Origin of the sequence: Solemya velesiana gill symbiont, assembly GCF_002020805.1 — a bacterium.
Classification (GTDB): Bacteria; Pseudomonadota; Gammaproteobacteria; order Chromatiales; family Chromatiaceae; genus Sedimenticola_A.
Genome location: NZ_MPRJ01000068.1, coordinates 1 through 13853, shown reverse-complemented (window position 1 = coordinate 13853; position 13853 = coordinate 1). Strand labels below are relative to the sequence as shown.

13 protein-coding genes are annotated in these 13853 nt (G+C 54.5%); 8 read left to right on the top strand and 5 right to left on the bottom strand.

The features are described 5' to 3' along the window. Nucleotides 1-343 precede the first annotated feature (343 nt). Nucleotides 344-1666 carry a UDP-glucose dehydrogenase family protein gene (locus BOW53_RS09965; protein WP_078487840.1) on the top strand — a complete coding sequence of 441 codons (1323 nt, stop codon included), beginning with the start codon at nucleotides 344-346 and terminating at the stop codon, nucleotides 1664-1666. After that, nucleotides 1666-2670, top strand: a complete 1005-nt coding sequence (locus tag BOW53_RS09960) for an NAD-dependent epimerase (protein ID WP_078487841.1) — start codon at nucleotides 1666-1668, stop codon at nucleotides 2668-2670. The genes BOW53_RS09965 and BOW53_RS09960 overlap by 1 nt, the downstream gene beginning before the upstream one ends. Here BOW53_RS09960 and BOW53_RS09955 read toward each other — a convergent pair. After that, a complete protein-coding gene (locus BOW53_RS09955) occupies nucleotides 2667-3476 on the bottom strand; it encodes an undecaprenyl-diphosphate phosphatase (RefSeq protein ID WP_078487839.1) in 810 nt (269 codons plus the stop codon). The genes BOW53_RS09960 and BOW53_RS09955 overlap by 4 nt on opposite strands. Nucleotides 3477-3717: 241 nt before the next feature. Between BOW53_RS09955 and galE the strand changes: the two genes are divergently transcribed. Beyond that, a complete protein-coding gene (gene galE, locus BOW53_RS09950) occupies nucleotides 3718-4692 on the top strand; it encodes a UDP-glucose 4-epimerase GalE (RefSeq protein WP_078487838.1) in 975 nt (324 codons plus the stop codon). A gap of 7 nt (nucleotides 4693-4699) precedes the next feature. Here galE and gluQRS read toward each other — a convergent pair whose 3' ends face one another. Next, nucleotides 4700-5620: a tRNA glutamyl-Q(34) synthetase GluQRS gene (gene gluQRS / locus BOW53_RS09945; protein ID WP_078487837.1), complete on the bottom strand. Its 921-nt coding sequence runs from the start codon at nucleotides 5618-5620 to the stop codon at nucleotides 4700-4702. A gap of 312 nt (nucleotides 5621-5932) precedes the next feature. After that, nucleotides 5933-6376, bottom strand: coding sequence for an RNA polymerase-binding protein DksA (gene dksA, locus BOW53_RS09940; protein WP_078487836.1), 444 nt, complete (start codon nucleotides 6374-6376; stop codon nucleotides 5933-5935). A 330-nt stretch (nucleotides 6377-6706) separates the two neighbouring features. Between dksA and BOW53_RS09935 the strand changes: the two genes are divergently transcribed. Both BOW53_RS09935 and BOW53_RS09930 read left to right on the top strand, forming a co-directional pair. Beyond that, complete coding sequence (locus BOW53_RS09935) at nucleotides 6707-7471, top strand: HAD family hydrolase (RefSeq protein WP_078487835.1); 765 nt, start codon at nucleotides 6707-6709, stop codon at nucleotides 7469-7471. Nucleotides 7472-7477: 6 nt separating this feature from the next. Further along, nucleotides 7478-8644 (top strand): pyridoxal phosphate-dependent aminotransferase, encoded by a 1167-nt coding sequence (locus BOW53_RS09930; RefSeq protein ID WP_078487834.1) that lies wholly within the window; start codon nucleotides 7478-7480, stop codon nucleotides 8642-8644. 101 nt (nucleotides 8645-8745) lie between these two features. Here the strand turns inward: BOW53_RS09930 and cysZ are convergent, their stop codons facing one another. Both cysZ and BOW53_RS09920 read right to left on the bottom strand, forming a co-directional pair. Further along, a complete protein-coding gene (gene cysZ, locus BOW53_RS09925) occupies nucleotides 8746-9486 on the bottom strand; it encodes a sulfate transporter CysZ (protein WP_078487833.1) in 741 nt (246 codons plus the stop codon). Nucleotides 9487-9558: 72 nt separating this feature from the next. Continuing rightward, nucleotides 9559-10206 carry a 4'-phosphopantetheinyl transferase family protein gene (locus tag BOW53_RS09920; RefSeq protein WP_172838856.1) on the bottom strand — a complete coding sequence of 216 codons (648 nt, stop codon included), beginning with the start codon at nucleotides 10204-10206 and terminating at the stop codon, nucleotides 9559-9561. 119 nt (nucleotides 10207-10325) lie between these two features. On the opposite strand from BOW53_RS09920, the gene BOW53_RS09915 reads away from it, so the two are divergent. The 3 genes from BOW53_RS09915 (at nucleotide 10326) to yjgA (ending at nucleotide 13735) form a co-directional block, all read left to right on the top strand. Then, nucleotides 10326-10985 (top strand): glutathione S-transferase family protein, encoded by a 660-nt coding sequence (locus tag BOW53_RS09915; protein WP_078487831.1) that lies wholly within the window; start codon nucleotides 10326-10328, stop codon nucleotides 10983-10985. Continuing rightward, nucleotides 10982-12712, top strand: coding sequence for a single-stranded-DNA-specific exonuclease RecJ (recJ, locus tag BOW53_RS09910; protein WP_078487830.1), 1731 nt, complete (start codon nucleotides 10982-10984; stop codon nucleotides 12710-12712). The genes BOW53_RS09915 and recJ overlap by 4 nt, the downstream gene beginning before the upstream one ends. 504 nt (nucleotides 12713-13216) lie before the next feature. After that, nucleotides 13217-13735 carry a ribosome biogenesis factor YjgA gene (yjgA, locus tag BOW53_RS09905; RefSeq protein ID WP_172838855.1) on the top strand — a complete coding sequence of 173 codons (519 nt, stop codon included), beginning with the start codon at nucleotides 13217-13219 and terminating at the stop codon, nucleotides 13733-13735. Nucleotides 13736-13853: the final 118 nt, after the last annotated feature.

Here is a 13853-nt window from a genome sequence, read left to right as displayed (position 1 = left end):
TTGGTTTGGGGAACAACGGCTCAATGATTTTGTACTGCTCTTTCGTTAGTTCCATAGAGTGGCATTTTACTGACTTTTACGTGAACAGGCCCTAATAAAAATCATTTAAATTGTCCTGATGTGAACAAGGTTAGGACTCCCCAGGCAGCAATCGACACATCTACAGCCGCAGCATGTGAATGTGCCGTATAAGTAATGGTTCAGTGGTAAGATCTTCATCCCAGTTGATAGAATGCGCCCAAGGATTTCGCCTCTTCCGACAAGGAAGGCTTTCTGTACCCTGAATTTTCTGTGAAAACGGATTTCTGACCGGCAACTTGTAACCTGAGACGAAAGAAAGAAGATGAATGTAACAGTATTTGGTATTGGATATGTAGGTCTGGTTCAGGCAGCCGTTTTGGCTGATGTTGGACATCATGTGATGTGCGTGGACGTAGACAATACTAAGGTGGAGAACCTGAAGAAGGGCATTATTCCAATCTACGAACCTGGTTTGACCCCGATCGTCGAGGAAAATCACAAGGGAGGACGCCTGGAGTTCACCACGGATTCCCAAAAGGGCATAGCCCATGGCGCCATTCAGTTCATTGCCGTGGGCACCCCCCCTGATGAAGATGGCTCGGCCGACCTCCAGTACGTTCTGGCCGTGACAGAGTCCATCGCCAGCCACATGGAGAGCCCAAAGATCATTGTCAACAAGAGCACCGTACCGGTCGGCACTGCCGACAAGGTCAGGAATAAAGTGGGTGAAGTTCTGCAAAAGCGCGACGTCAACATCGAATTTGATGTCGTCTCCAACCCGGAATTTCTGAAAGAGGGCTCTGCCGTCAATGATTGCCAGCGCCCTGACCGCATCGTGGTAGGTACGGACAGCAGCAATGTGGCAGAGACCATGCGCGAGCTCTATGCGCCATTCAACCGCAATCATGACCGCATGATCGTCATGGATGTACGCAGCGCAGAACTGACGAAATATGCTGCGAACTGCATGCTGGCTACCAAGATCAGCTTCATGAACGAGATGTCCAACCTGGCAGAGAAACTGGGGGCGGATATCGAGGCAGTACGCCAGGGCATCGGTTCGGATACCCGCATCGGCTACCAGTTCATCTATCCCGGCTGTGGCTTCGGGGGCTCCTGTTTCCCCAAGGATGTGCAGGCCCTTATTCGCACTGCCGACTCCATTGGCTACGATGCCGAGATCCTCAAGTCCGTTGAAGCGGTAAACCACCGCCAGAAAGAGAAACTGTTTGAAAAGATCAGCAGTCACTACGACGGGGAGCTCAAGGGTAAAACCTTCGCCCTGTGGGGGCTCAGCTTCAAACCCAATACAGACGACATGCGCGAAGCGCCCAGCAGGGTCCTGATAGAAGCCCTATGGGACGCAGGCGCTAATGTTCTGGCGTACGATCCGGAAGCGATGAAAGAGTGTCAACGAATATACGGCCAGCGTGACGACCTGACCCTCATGGGTACTATGGAGGCAGCGCTCCAGGAGGCCGATGCGCTTATCATCGTTACCGAGTGGCAACACTTCAAGGCACTAGACTTCGATCTGATCAAAGAGAGTCTTTCAGCGCCTGTTATTTTTGATGGTCGGAACCAGTTTGAGCCAGAATTGATGGTAAAAAAAGGGATTGCCTACTACTCCATTGGCCGTAAATGATGAGGGTTCTGGTAACCGGCTCTGCGGGGTTCATCGGGTCCGCAGTGACCCTCAGGTTACTGGACCGCGGCGACCAGGTTGTTGGGATCGACAACCACAACGACTACTACAACCCCGGACTGAAAGAAGACCGGCTGGCCAGGCACATTGATCACCCCGACTACACCCATATTCGGGGTGACCTGGCCGATCGGGAGTTGATTGAGGAGTTGTTCAGGACACATAAACCCAACCGGGTGGTCAACCTGGCCGCCCAGGCCGGTGTGCGTTACTCCCTCAAGAATCCCCAGGCCTATATAGACTCCAACCTTGTAGGATTCAGCCATATTCTGGAAGGGTGTCGTCACAACGGTGTTGATCACCTGGTGTATGCCTCGTCCAGTTCAGTGTATGGCAGCAACACCAGGATGCCATTCTCGGTACACGACAACGTCAACCACCCGGTGAGCCTCTACGCCGCCACCAAAAAGGCCAATGAGTTGATGGCCCACAGTTACAGCCATCTTTACTCACTGCCAACCACGGGATTGCGCTTCTTCACCGTCTACGGCCCCTGGGACCGTCCCGATATGGCACTGCAGCGGTTTGCCCGGGCCATCGTCAATAACGAACCGATCAAGCTCTTCAACTACGGCAACCACCGGCGTGATTTCACCTATATAGATGACATCGTCGAAGGTGTGATTCGCGTTCTCGACAAGCCTGCCCAGCCCAACCCGGACTGGAGCAGTGACAATCCCGACTCAGGTACGAGCTACGCACCCTGGCGCCTCTACAACATCGGCAATAACTCTCCCGTAGAGCTCAAGGACTATGTCGGGGCGCTGGTGAAAGCCCTGGGCAGGGAGGCGGAAAAGGAGCTGCTACCCCTTCAGCCGGGCGACATACCGGATACCTATGCCGATGTGGGCGATCTTGCGAGGGACTTTGATTATCAGCCGAAAACAAAGCTGGAGGACGGCATGCAGCATTTCGTCGAATGGTTCAGGGATTACTATCTCTAGACCTGCTGCATCGCAAACCAGATCAGAACCCCACCCAGCAGAAGGCGATACACCACGAACGGCAGCATGCTGATGCGCTCGATAAGGCGCAGGAAAACGTGAATGCAGATATAGGCTGCCGCGAAAGAGAAGAGTGCCCCGACCAGCAAGTCTGCCCAAGCGACCGGCAAGGGGTCCAGAACCAGCTCGAACGTAACCAGGGCGCCGGACATAAGAATGGTGGGTATCGACAGTAAAAATGAAAAGCGCGATGCCGCCTCCCGGGTCAGGCCGATCACCATGCCCGCGGTCATGGTAACCCCCGACCTGGATGTGCCCGGAAAGATCGCCAGGGCCTGAAACAGGCCTATGAACAGGGCATCTTTCCAGGTGACGCTGTATTCGTCGCGATTCCGCACCCCCTTGATGTCTGCCCACAGCAGCAATACGCCAAATGCGATGGTGCTGATCGCAATGACACTGATCGTTCGGTAATCGGACTGAATCATCGAGTACATCAACTTGCCCAGGATCACGATCGGCACCGTTGCCAGGATGATTTTCCAGGCCATGCGGGAGTTCTTTGTTTGAACACCCCGAGAGCCGAGAGACTTGAGGAAATCTCGTATCATTACAAACACTTCACACCGGAAGTAGGTAATGACCGCTACCAGTGAACCGAGGTGTACGGCAACGTCAAATGCCAGGCCCTGATCGCTGTAGCCGAGTATTTTAGGGGTCAGGATCAGGTGGGCGGAGCTGGACATGGGGAGGAACTCGGTGAGACCCTGAACCAGTGCAAGCACGACAATCTGAAATCCGTCCATCAATCAGGCTGCCTTGCATCAAAGAGTGTTCTTGTTTGTTGTGAATTTTCCATATACACGGGACAAACGATACATCAGCATTCATTGGGTTGTACACCCGGAGGTAGGAACTCGTTCAAAGCTGTGACAGGTTGGCTATTTCTAAAGACCATCGCTTTCAGCATTGTATGCATCATCCCACGACACTATCATGCTTCAGCAACACGGATAGGTTCATTATAGATTTACTGGAAGAGAAAGTATGCGAATTCTTGTTTGCGGCGGTGCAGGTTATATCGGCTCCCACATGGTCAAGCTACTGGCCAGGCAGGGACACGAGGTTGTGACCTTTGACAATCTCTCCACCGGCCACAGTGCAGCTGTCAAATGGGGTGAATTGGTCCACGGTGACCTGCTCAACCCCTCGGACCTATCCAGCCTGTTTCAGGGCGACGCCTTCGATGTGGTGATGCATTTCTCGGCACGATCCCTGGTAGGGGAATCCATTCAAAAGCCCGCGCTTTACTATCAGAACAATGTCGTAGGAACCTACAACCTTCTCGAGGCGATGCGGAATCATGGTGTAGATAAATTCATCTTTTCTTCATCGGCTGCCATATTCGGTAACCCGGTAAAAGAGAGAATAGATGAAGATCACCCAAAGGCGCCCATCAATCCATACGGTAAAACCAAACTGATGGTTGAGCAGATCCTTCAGGACTATGCAGCTTCCTATGGCACCAGTTCAGTGAGCCTGCGCTACTTCAATGCCGCAGGGGCTGATGCAGAGAGAGAACTGGGTGAGGAGCACGACCCCGAAACCCACCTCATTCCCAATATTCTGAAGGCCGCATACGGCCAGCAGGAGAATACACTCAAAATCTTCGGTGACGACTACGATACGGCAGATGGCACCTGCGTCAGGGACTACATCCATGTTGAAGATCTTTGTGACGCGCACCTGAAAGCGGTGGAATACCTGCTCGCGGAGAAGCGTGGCGCCGAGGCGTTCAACCTGGGTAATGGGAACGGTTTCAGCGTTAAGGAGGTGCTGCTGTCCGCCCAGGAGGTGGTTGGAAAAGAGATACCCTACCAGGTCGATGATCGAAAACCCGGAGATCCGGCCGTACTGATTGCAGACAGTGCCAAGGCGAGGCGAGAGCTTGGCTGGACGTCAAGATATACCGAGATCTCCGACATCATCTCAACCGCCTGGGCGTGGATGAATCGGGACTGATGTTGCTTTATCCCTGTTCAGACAGCGGTGTGTGCCTGCTGTTGCAGGGGACCCGATCGCTGTTCCAGCACGCTGTTGCCTGTTCCCAGAATTCCTGAAGTGACCCGGGCGACTGGGAAAAGGCCGGTTGTCCGAGGAATTTATAAGCTTCCAGAAGTGCCGGCAGTGGCCTCTCTCTGCTGACAGGCAATGCCGCAAACTGTTTGCTGAGTTTTCGACCCTCTTCGTCCGGTACCAGGGGGAGATGAGCATAGGTGGGCGTCGGGAGATCCAGGAAGTGCTGCAGCAGGATCTGCCTGGGGGTCGAAATCAGCAGGTCAGCGCCCCTGACGACCTGGTTTATCCCTTGATAGGCATCGTCCACGACCGCCGCCAACTGGTAGGCGAAGAGTCCATCGGATCGGCGGATGATGAAATCGCCGATGTCGTCCTCAACCACCTGTCGCACATGGCCGCAGATCCGGTCCTTGAATGCTATGGGGGTGGGGTGATCCGTGTGCAGACGGACAGCCAGGTTCTCTCTGTCCGCTTGTGCGCCGGTTCTGCAGGTCCCGGGGTACCTGGTGCCTTCTATGCCCTCAAGTTCCGCCTCGGCTACTTCCCTGCGGCTACAGCCACAGTCATAGGCGTGGTCATCAGCCATCAACCTGTAAATGGTTTCGAGGTATACCGCTTGTCGGCTGCTCTGGTAGAGCACCTCGCCGTCCCATTCGAAACCGAATGCCTCTAGGGTGCGGAGGATATCGTCTGCGGCGCCCGGCTTCTCCCTGGGAGGGTCGATATCCTCCATCCGCATCAGCCACTGGCCATTGTTGCACCTGGCATCCAGGTAGCTGCCAAGGGCGGCCACCAGGGAACCGAAATGCAACGGCCCGCTGGGTGAGGGGGCGAATCGGCCGATATAGGGTTGTTCCTTCTGGGGACTCATGTGTTGGATGGTGAGGTTCTATCGTCATCCCAGCGCATGCCGGAATCCAGGTGCGATGATGGTCTGATTGATGTTAGACGTACAATATCAGATCGGGCCGGGATATGAAGGATCTGCAAGCATGGAGATCATATTTTCGCTCTATGCCGTGTTCCCTGGATTCCGGCATCGGCTTTGTCTTCCTGCTTCGCTCTACCTCCGGCATCCATGCAGTCGTGCGCCGGAATGACGGGAGGGGAGGTCGGACTGAATGACGGGAAATAAAAAAAAGCCGGCATGGGAGCCGACTTTTTCATGCTTTAAAGATCAGCCTCAGCTCATCTGCTTTTCACGGATCTCATCCAGTGTCTTACAGTCGATGCAGAGCGTAGCCGTGGGGCGGGCCTCGAGGCGGCGAATGCCGATCTCCACACCGCAGGCTTCACAGTAGCCGTACTCATGGGCGTCGATCAGATTGATGGTATCTTCGATCTTCTTGATGAGTTTCCTCTCGCGATCCCTCGTGCGAAGCTCCAGGCTGAATTCTGATTCCTGGGAAGCGCGGTCATTGGGGTCCGGGAAGTTGGCGGCTTCATCCTTCATGTGATGAACCGTCCGATCCACCTCTTCCATCAACTCTTTCTTCCACGCGCCGAGGACGGCACGGAAGTGATCTTCCTGCTTTTCATTCATATACTCTTCGCCCTTTTTCGCTTTGTAGGGCTCAAAGCCGAACGGACCACTCAGGTCACGTTCTTTTTTCTTTTTTGCGGCCATTCAATGACTCCTGCAAACCACACGCTAGTGAAAGGCGGTATCTTAACCAGAATTGGAGGTCACGGGCAAGAAAATAGTCAATCAAATTGATGGTTGAAGTAGGTTCTGATATGCCCGATTTACTTTTCCAATCAGCCGTTTACCGTGTATTTTTTGAGAAACCCGCCATAATGGGCATTTCTTGGCGGGTTATGGCAACCTTTTTCTTGCCTCTTCCATGGGAAAAAAGTGGATAATCGAGGCCAAAGATAGGGTGAAGCGGCCTTGAACATGGCATATCATGGTGCCTGATTGTTACCCCCCATTTTGTAGTTATTTTGGAATAGAAGTATGGCAGATCTGGAAGTTTTACTGTTCGATGTGGATGGCACCATAGCCAATACCGAGAGAGATGGGCATCGGATTGCCTTCAACGAGGCTTTCGCCGAGGAGGGGCTGGACTGGAATTGGAGCGTCGAGCTCTACGGCAAGCTGCTCGCCGTAACCGGTGGCAAAGAGCGCATCAAGCACTACCTGCAGCATTTCAACACCGAGTTTCAACTCCCGGCCGACGGTGATGCCTTTATCACCCATCTGCACAAAACCAAGACCGCCCACTACACCCGGATGATGGCCGAAGGGGCGATTCCACTGCGTTCCGGCATCAAGCGCCTGCTGGATGAGTCCCGGGAGGCGGGAATCAGGCTGGGTATCGCAACCACCACAACACCGGAAAACGTCACCGCGTTGCTGCGCTCGGGCCTGGGTGACGAAGGTGAGTCCTGGTTCGAAGTGGTCGCAGCCGGTGATATCGTGCCCAAGAAGAAACCGGCCCCGGATATCTACATCTGGGCCATGGAGAAGCTGGGCGTCAAGCCAGACGTATGTGCAGCCCTCGAGGATTCGCATAACGGTATCATGTCGGTCAACGATGCGGATATCCCAACCGTTATCATCACCGTCAATGGCTACACCGAGCACGAGGCGTTCCCGGGAGCGAACCTGGTTGTCGACCAGCTGGGTGATCCCGGCACACCCTGCAAAGCACTCAGCGGCAGCTGCGAAGGGCGCAGTTACGTGGACCTGGATCTGATTCGCTCACTCCACGCCGGTTAGAAAGCCGTGGACCAGCTGATCGCCGACCGACTGTCGCAGATCCGCCCCTTCTACGTGATGGAGCTGCTGGCCCGTGCGCGGCAGTTGGAGAGTGAAGGACGCTCGATCATCCACATGGAGGTCGGCGAGCCCGATTTTCCTACCCCGGATCCCATTGTCGAGGCCGGCCGCCAGGCATTGATGGAAGACCACACCCACTACACACCGGCTATGGGCATCACGGAGTTACGAGAGGCTATCGCAGGTCACTATGCAACACGGTTCGGCTGCCGGGTCGATCCACAGCAGGTGGTGGTGACCCCGGGCTCTTCCGGTGCCCTGCAGCTGGTGATGGGGGTGCTGGTCAATCCAGGTGAAGCCGTACTGATGGCGGATCCGGGCTATCCCTGCAACCGCCACTTCGTCTACCTGGCCGGTGGCGATCCGGTTACGGTACCGGTCGGACCGGCCACCCAATACCAGCTCACCGCCGAGTTGGTCGAGAAGGCCTGGACACCGAACACCAAGGCAGTGATGCTGGCCACGCCATCCAATCCCACCGGTACCCTGGTCAGCCGCCAGGCAATGGAAGAGATCCACGAGGTGGTGAAAAGCCGGAACGGTGTCTTGATCATCGACGAGATCTACCAGGGACTAGTATATGGTGGAGAGGAGTTCACCGCTGCCTCTATCGCCGACGATATCTTCGTGATCAACAGCTTCTCCAAGTATTTCGGCATGACGGGTTGGCGGCTCGGCTGGATGATTGCGCCCAGGGAGATGGTCGCGGCCGTGGACAAGCTAGCCCAGAACATCTTCCTCTCGCCGCCCACCCCGTCACAGCACGCAGCATTGGCCGCCTTTACGGAAGAGACCCAACAAATCCTGGAGTCGAGAAGAGAGGCGTTCAGGGCGCGACGGGATTTTCTTCTGCCGAAATTGCAGGAACTCGGCTTCGAGATGGCCACGGAGCCCCAGGGCGCCTTCTATCTCTATGCCAACTGTTCATCGCTGACCGGTGACAGTTTCGATTTCGCCATGCGCCTGCTGGAAGAGGAGGGGGGTGCCATAACCCCGGGCAAGGACTTCGGCAGCAACAGGCCGGAGCAGCATGTCCGGTTTGCCTATACCACGGACATATCGAAGCTGGAAGAGGGCGTGAAGCGTATTGCCCGGTTTCTGGGGCGCTCTTAGTACCATCATTCCGGCAAATGCCGGAATCCAGGTGTCTACCCTGTCAGCTATGCCGTATGGATTCTGGCATTCGCCAGAATGACGATACGTTATAAACGACGCTACTCGCTCTCTTCGCCCAACACATCCCGCTTTTTACACCACATCACCGTAGCCCCGGCAACGGCGGCCGGCATAATTGCCAGGTTCAGCAGGGGAATCATCATGAACAGCGTGATACCGCCGCCAAAACCGAGGGCGGTAAGGCGCAGTTTTTTCATCCTCTTGTGTTGAACAGGGAAGGAGAGGCCATGATTTCCCATGGGATAGTCTGCGTATTCCAATGCCAGGAACCAGGCGCTGAACAGCAGCCAGAGAAACGGGGCAATGACATTGATTCCGGGAATGACAAAGAGGATCAGCAGCGGTATCGCCCTGAGCAGAAAGTAGCCGAGTTTTCTGAGTTCAGAAAGAATGGCAGGTCCGATGGCCGCGAAGAGGGAGCCATTCCCGTCATTGGCCTTCTGCCCGGTCAGCAGCAGTTCCACCCGCTCGGCCAGTATGCTGTTGAAGGGGGCGGCAATAAGATTGGCCACCACGGTAAAGGTGTAGAAGGTGATCAACAGCGCTGCCAGCGCGAACAGCGGCCAGAGTATCCAGCGCAGGTAGTTCAGCCAGCTCGATTCAGGCAGCATCCAATCCTGAATGGCTTCGAACTGGGTGTATCCGATCCAGCCGATCAGGGTGAAGATCAGGATGTTGGTGATCAGTGGCACGATCAGGTAGCGCTTGAGACCGGGTTTCAGCAGCAGTTTCAGACCTTCAAGCAGAAAATTGAAACCGGCGATTGGATTGTTGTTCATAGGGTGGAGTCTGTTGCTCTTGATTGGTGAGGGGCAAATATATCAGAAAGCGAGTGCATGGAGATGATGGCGTCAGCTCAAGTCCAGGTAGAGCATGACCCATTTCGTTTTCTCGGGAAGAGGGGATAAAGCCGAGACACTGGCCATCCATCCGCTCTGTGGCTCGAAGTTGTGAGCCTCCAATGCCGAGACGCTTGAGGCATAATCAAAAACCCCGACTCCGATTGCTTTTATCCTCGATTCCAATGAGGTCCAATATTGGAAGAATGGGGAAAAGAAATGCTCATCTTCCAGCTGATCAAGCTCATCGAGTACCGCCTGGTCGAATACGCGCTGAGCAATATGCCGGGCGTTTTTTCGCTGAACGACCGGTTCCAGGTCGATTCCCACCGGATTGCCACGGGTGACCGCCAGCAGCCCCAGGTCTCCTGAATGGGTGATATTGAACTGGATGTCACTCTCCGGGAACTTGATTGCAGGCTTTCCTTTCTTTCCATAGGCGAAGCTGATGTCCGCAGGCTTGCATTCCAGGTAGGCGGCCAGTATCTGTCGCATCTCTTTTCTTGCGACCACGAAACGTTTCTTCTGATCCTCGGATCGCAGCTTTTCCGCTCGGCGGGTTTCGTCAGATGAGAGGGGAGGGTGGATCGTGTTCCCATGTTCAGAAAGATCCAGTTTCCATATATGCAGATCCCCCCCGTGCAAAGGAGGGGGTGGCAAGCTGCATGGATTCCAGTTGGACTGTTCAGGCATCTGTTTAGTCTATCATCCGAGCCCGGCTCCCCGAACAGCTCAATCTGTTATAGAATGGCGGCTCACTCTAACAACAGGACTCCGACATGAATCTCGAGCTGGTCAGTTTCGTTATCTGCCCCTTTGTACAGCGCGCCGTGATCACCCTGCGTGAGAAGGGGATGAGTTTCGAGGTGGCTTACATCGACGTGGAGAACCCGCCGGAGTGGTTCAAGGAGATCTCACCTTTTGGCAAGGTGCCCCTGCTCAAGGTCGATGGCGAGGTCCTGTTCGAATCGGCCATTATCAACGAGTACCTGGATGAGATACAGCCGCCGCAGCTTCATCCGTCAGATCCCCTGGCCCGCGCCAGGCACCGTGGCTGGATCGAATATGGCTCCAACCTGCTGTTCGAGCAGGCCAAGCTGATCCTGGCAAAGAGCGAGGATGAATATCAGCAGCAGAAAGAGTCCCAGGGCGGCTCCTTCGCGCGCCTGGTGGATGAGGTGAGTGATGGACCTTACTTTTCTGGCAGTGACTTCACCTTGGTGGATGCCGCCTATGCGCCGCTGTTCATGCGTTTCGAATTGTTGAAGCAGAAGCGCGAGGATCTCGCCGAACTGTTGCCGACCCGTCTTCAGAACTGGAGCAGGAACCTGTTGGAACGCCCCTCTGTTAAAACCTCGGTGACTGACGATTTCGAACAGCAGTACATCGACTTCTTCAAGGCTAAGGAGTCCTACCTCTTTTCAACCGAAGAAGCATGATCAAAAAAATCATCCGTTACCAGGAAACCAATGATGGTGACTTAAACGGACTTCATCCGGTTCTCAACAGGGTTTTTAGCAGCCGCAAGATCACTGCGCTTGAAGAGGCCGAGCTCGGCATGGAGAGGCTTCATCCCCCTGCTAGGCTGGGCGGATTGGACCGTGCTGTGGCACTGATAGAACAGGTCATGGCTGAGAGCGGCCGCATCCTGGTCATCGGCGACTTCGATGCCGATGGTGCAACCAGCTGCGCACTGGCCATCAGGGCGCTGCGTGCGATGGGGGTGGATAATGTAGGCTACCTGGTACCCAATCGGTTCGAATACGGCTATGGCCTTACGCCGGAAATCGTTCAGGATGCCCTGGCGCGACAGCCTGATCTGATTATCACCGTCGACAATGGCATCTCCAGTCACGATGGGGTGGCCGCTGCAAAGACCGCAGGCGTCAAGGTGCTGGTAACGGATCATCATCTGCCAGGCGCTGAACTGCCGGCTGCCGATGCCATCGTCAATCCTAACTGTTCAGGCGATGATTTTCCCAGCAAGAACCTGGCTGGTGTGGGAGTGGTGTTCTACCTCCTGGCAGCCCTTCGGACACGGCTTTCGAAGTCCGGCTGGTTCCAGGATCGTGTGATCACGGTTCCAAACCTGGCAGCCTTTCTTGACCTGGTGGCCCTTGGCTCTGTGGCGGATGTGGTACCCCTGGATCAGAACAACAGGATACTGATCCACCATGGTTTGCAGCGTATTCGTGCTGGCAAGTGCTGCATGGGTATTCAGGCCCTGCTCGATGTGGCAGGCAAAAACCGCGGAAGCTGTATTGCATCCGACATGGGATTCAGCATCGGGCCGCGTCTCAATGCGGCTGGACGGTTGGACGATATGGCCCTGGGTATCGAATGCCTGCTGGCCGATGACTACCAGACAGCGCGGGACATCGCCCAGACACTGGACAGTTTGAACCGGCAGCGCCGCGAGATCGAGGCCGGGATGCAGCAACAGGCGCTAGAGGCGCTCGAATCGATCACCCTTGGCGACAACGCACCCGTCGGTATCTGCATCTATCAGCCCGATTGGCACCAGGGCATCATCGGAATTCTTGCGGCCAGGATCAAAGAGCGCTTTCATCGGCCGGTGATCGCTTTCGCACAAGCCGAGGAGGAGGGCGTGCTGAAGGGGTCCGCCCGCTCTATACCCGGTCTTCACATGCGCGACACCCTAGATGAGGTGGCTACCGCAAATCCGGGGCTGATCCTGAAGTTCGGGGGGCATGCCGGCGCGGCCGGCCTGAGCATCAGGACAGATGACCTGTCGTCGTTTTCCAGTGCCTTCGATGAGCATGTGCGCATGAGGTTGGATGACGCCGCGTTGCAGGGGGTTATTCTATCTGACGGTCCGCTGGAGCCGAATCAGTTAACCCTGGAGTTGGCAACACTCCTGCGAGAGGCCAGTCCATGGGGGCAGGGGTTTCCCGAACCGCTGTTCGATGGGAAGTTCGTGGTGATCTCTCATCGGGTAGTCGGTGAGAAGCACCTCAAGATGGTACTGAGACCAGAGCAGGGAAAGAACACCATAGACGCCATCGCCTTCAACCAGGCAGAAGCAACCACGCTGGACAGAGATGCAGTTATAGAGGCGGCCTACCGACTGGATGTGAATGAATACATGGGCCGCCGCTCAGCTCAACTCATCGTGGAGCAGTTTGAAACCGTAATTCCTGCATAAGGCGGGTAAAAGTTGAAATCTCTAAAATCGTCATTCCGGCGAATGCCGGAATCCAGGGAACTTGGCAGGGAATACAAATGGGGCGACAGCCGTGCGTATATCTTCTGGCCAGGGTTCATCGCAGAATAGCGGTGGGTAGATGAATGTTCTTCTCGTGACGTCAATGGTAAATTGCAATCGGTAATGGTAGGAGCCCGATCCTCCGGGTGATCAGGCATCAAACGCACAATCGCGCTGAGGACAGCGCTCCTACGCCATTGACTGACACCCTTGCAAATCTGCGAAAAAACCAAAAAATGGCACATTGTATACAAGTGTAACTTCAAATCTCATTAGAACAACATGGCTGAGGGGTGCACCAGCAAGTATCAGGTACACACTTTCGCTCGTTTTATTAACAGGGTGTGGAGGTACCTGGATCCCGGCATTCGCCGGAATGACGGAGTTCACTGATGAAGCATATGATTTACAATGGGTTTCAGAACAGCATTTTCGAATAGAGATATGAACGAAGAAGACCTTACAGACACTTCAAAGGATGAAGAGGAGTTCGTAAGCCGGACTCAGTTAAAGAAGGAGATGCAAGCATTTCAGGATCTTGGTGAGCGCCTGATGAAGCTCAAGCCCGAGATATGGGAGCAGTTCAATTTCAGTGAAAGCATGCGCGATGCACTGCAGGAATCCAGGCGTATCAAAAATCACAACGCTATCAGGCGACACATACGCCGTCTTGGAAAACTGCTGAAGGATGAAGACACGGCGCAGGTTCAGACGCTTTTCGAACGCATGGACAACGAGCATCTCCAGGATGTCCAGCGATTTCACCGTATCGAACGCTGGCGAGACCGTTTGATGGACGAGGGTGATGACGCGTTGAATGAATTGTTGGATATTTGTCCTAATGCGGACAGGCAGCATCTCAGACAGTTGATCAGGACAGGGGTTAAGGAACGTCTGCAAGGAAAGTCGCCAGCAGTACAAAGGGAATTATTTAAATATATCAAAGTATTAGATATTAATTGAGAATATCTTTACAGTTATATTTGGCGGTTTCAAGTAATAACTGCAATTCAATTAGGCAGCAAGCAAATCCACTTGCCGCCCCATAAATAATTCATTCGGTGATCGATAGCCTCTTGTG

Excerpts from the sequence above, each read along its gene's own strand:
- BOW53_RS09965 (WP_078487840.1), top strand. The coding sequence starts at position 344 with ATGAATGTAACAGTATTTGGTATTGGATATGTAGGTCTGGTTCAGGCA.
- BOW53_RS09960 (WP_078487841.1), top strand. The coding sequence starts at position 1,666 with ATGAGGGTTCTGGTAACCGGCTCTGCGGGGTTCATCGGGTCCGCAGTG.
- BOW53_RS09955 (WP_078487839.1), bottom strand. The coding sequence starts at position 3,476 with ATGGACGGATTTCAGATTGTCGTGCTTGCACTGGTTCAGGGTCTCACC.
- galE (WP_078487838.1), top strand. The coding sequence starts at position 3,718 with ATGCGAATTCTTGTTTGCGGCGGTGCAGGTTATATCGGCTCCCACATG.
- gluQRS (WP_078487837.1), bottom strand. The coding sequence starts at position 5,620 with ATGAGTCCCCAGAAGGAACAACCCTATATCGGCCGATTCGCCCCCTCA.
- dksA (WP_078487836.1), bottom strand. The coding sequence starts at position 6,376 with ATGGCCGCAAAAAAGAAAAAAGAACGTGACCTGAGTGGTCCGTTCGGC.
- BOW53_RS09935 (WP_078487835.1), top strand. The coding sequence starts at position 6,707 with ATGGCAGATCTGGAAGTTTTACTGTTCGATGTGGATGGCACCATAGCC.
- cysZ (WP_078487833.1), bottom strand. The coding sequence starts at position 9,486 with ATGAACAACAATCCAATCGCCGGTTTCAATTTTCTGCTTGAAGGTCTG.
- BOW53_RS09915 (WP_078487831.1), top strand. The coding sequence starts at position 10,326 with ATGAATCTCGAGCTGGTCAGTTTCGTTATCTGCCCCTTTGTACAGCGC.
- recJ (WP_078487830.1), top strand. The coding sequence starts at position 10,982 with ATGATCAAAAAAATCATCCGTTACCAGGAAACCAATGATGGTGACTTA.
- yjgA (WP_172838855.1), top strand. The coding sequence starts at position 13,217 with ATGAACGAAGAAGACCTTACAGACACTTCAAAGGATGAAGAGGAGTTC.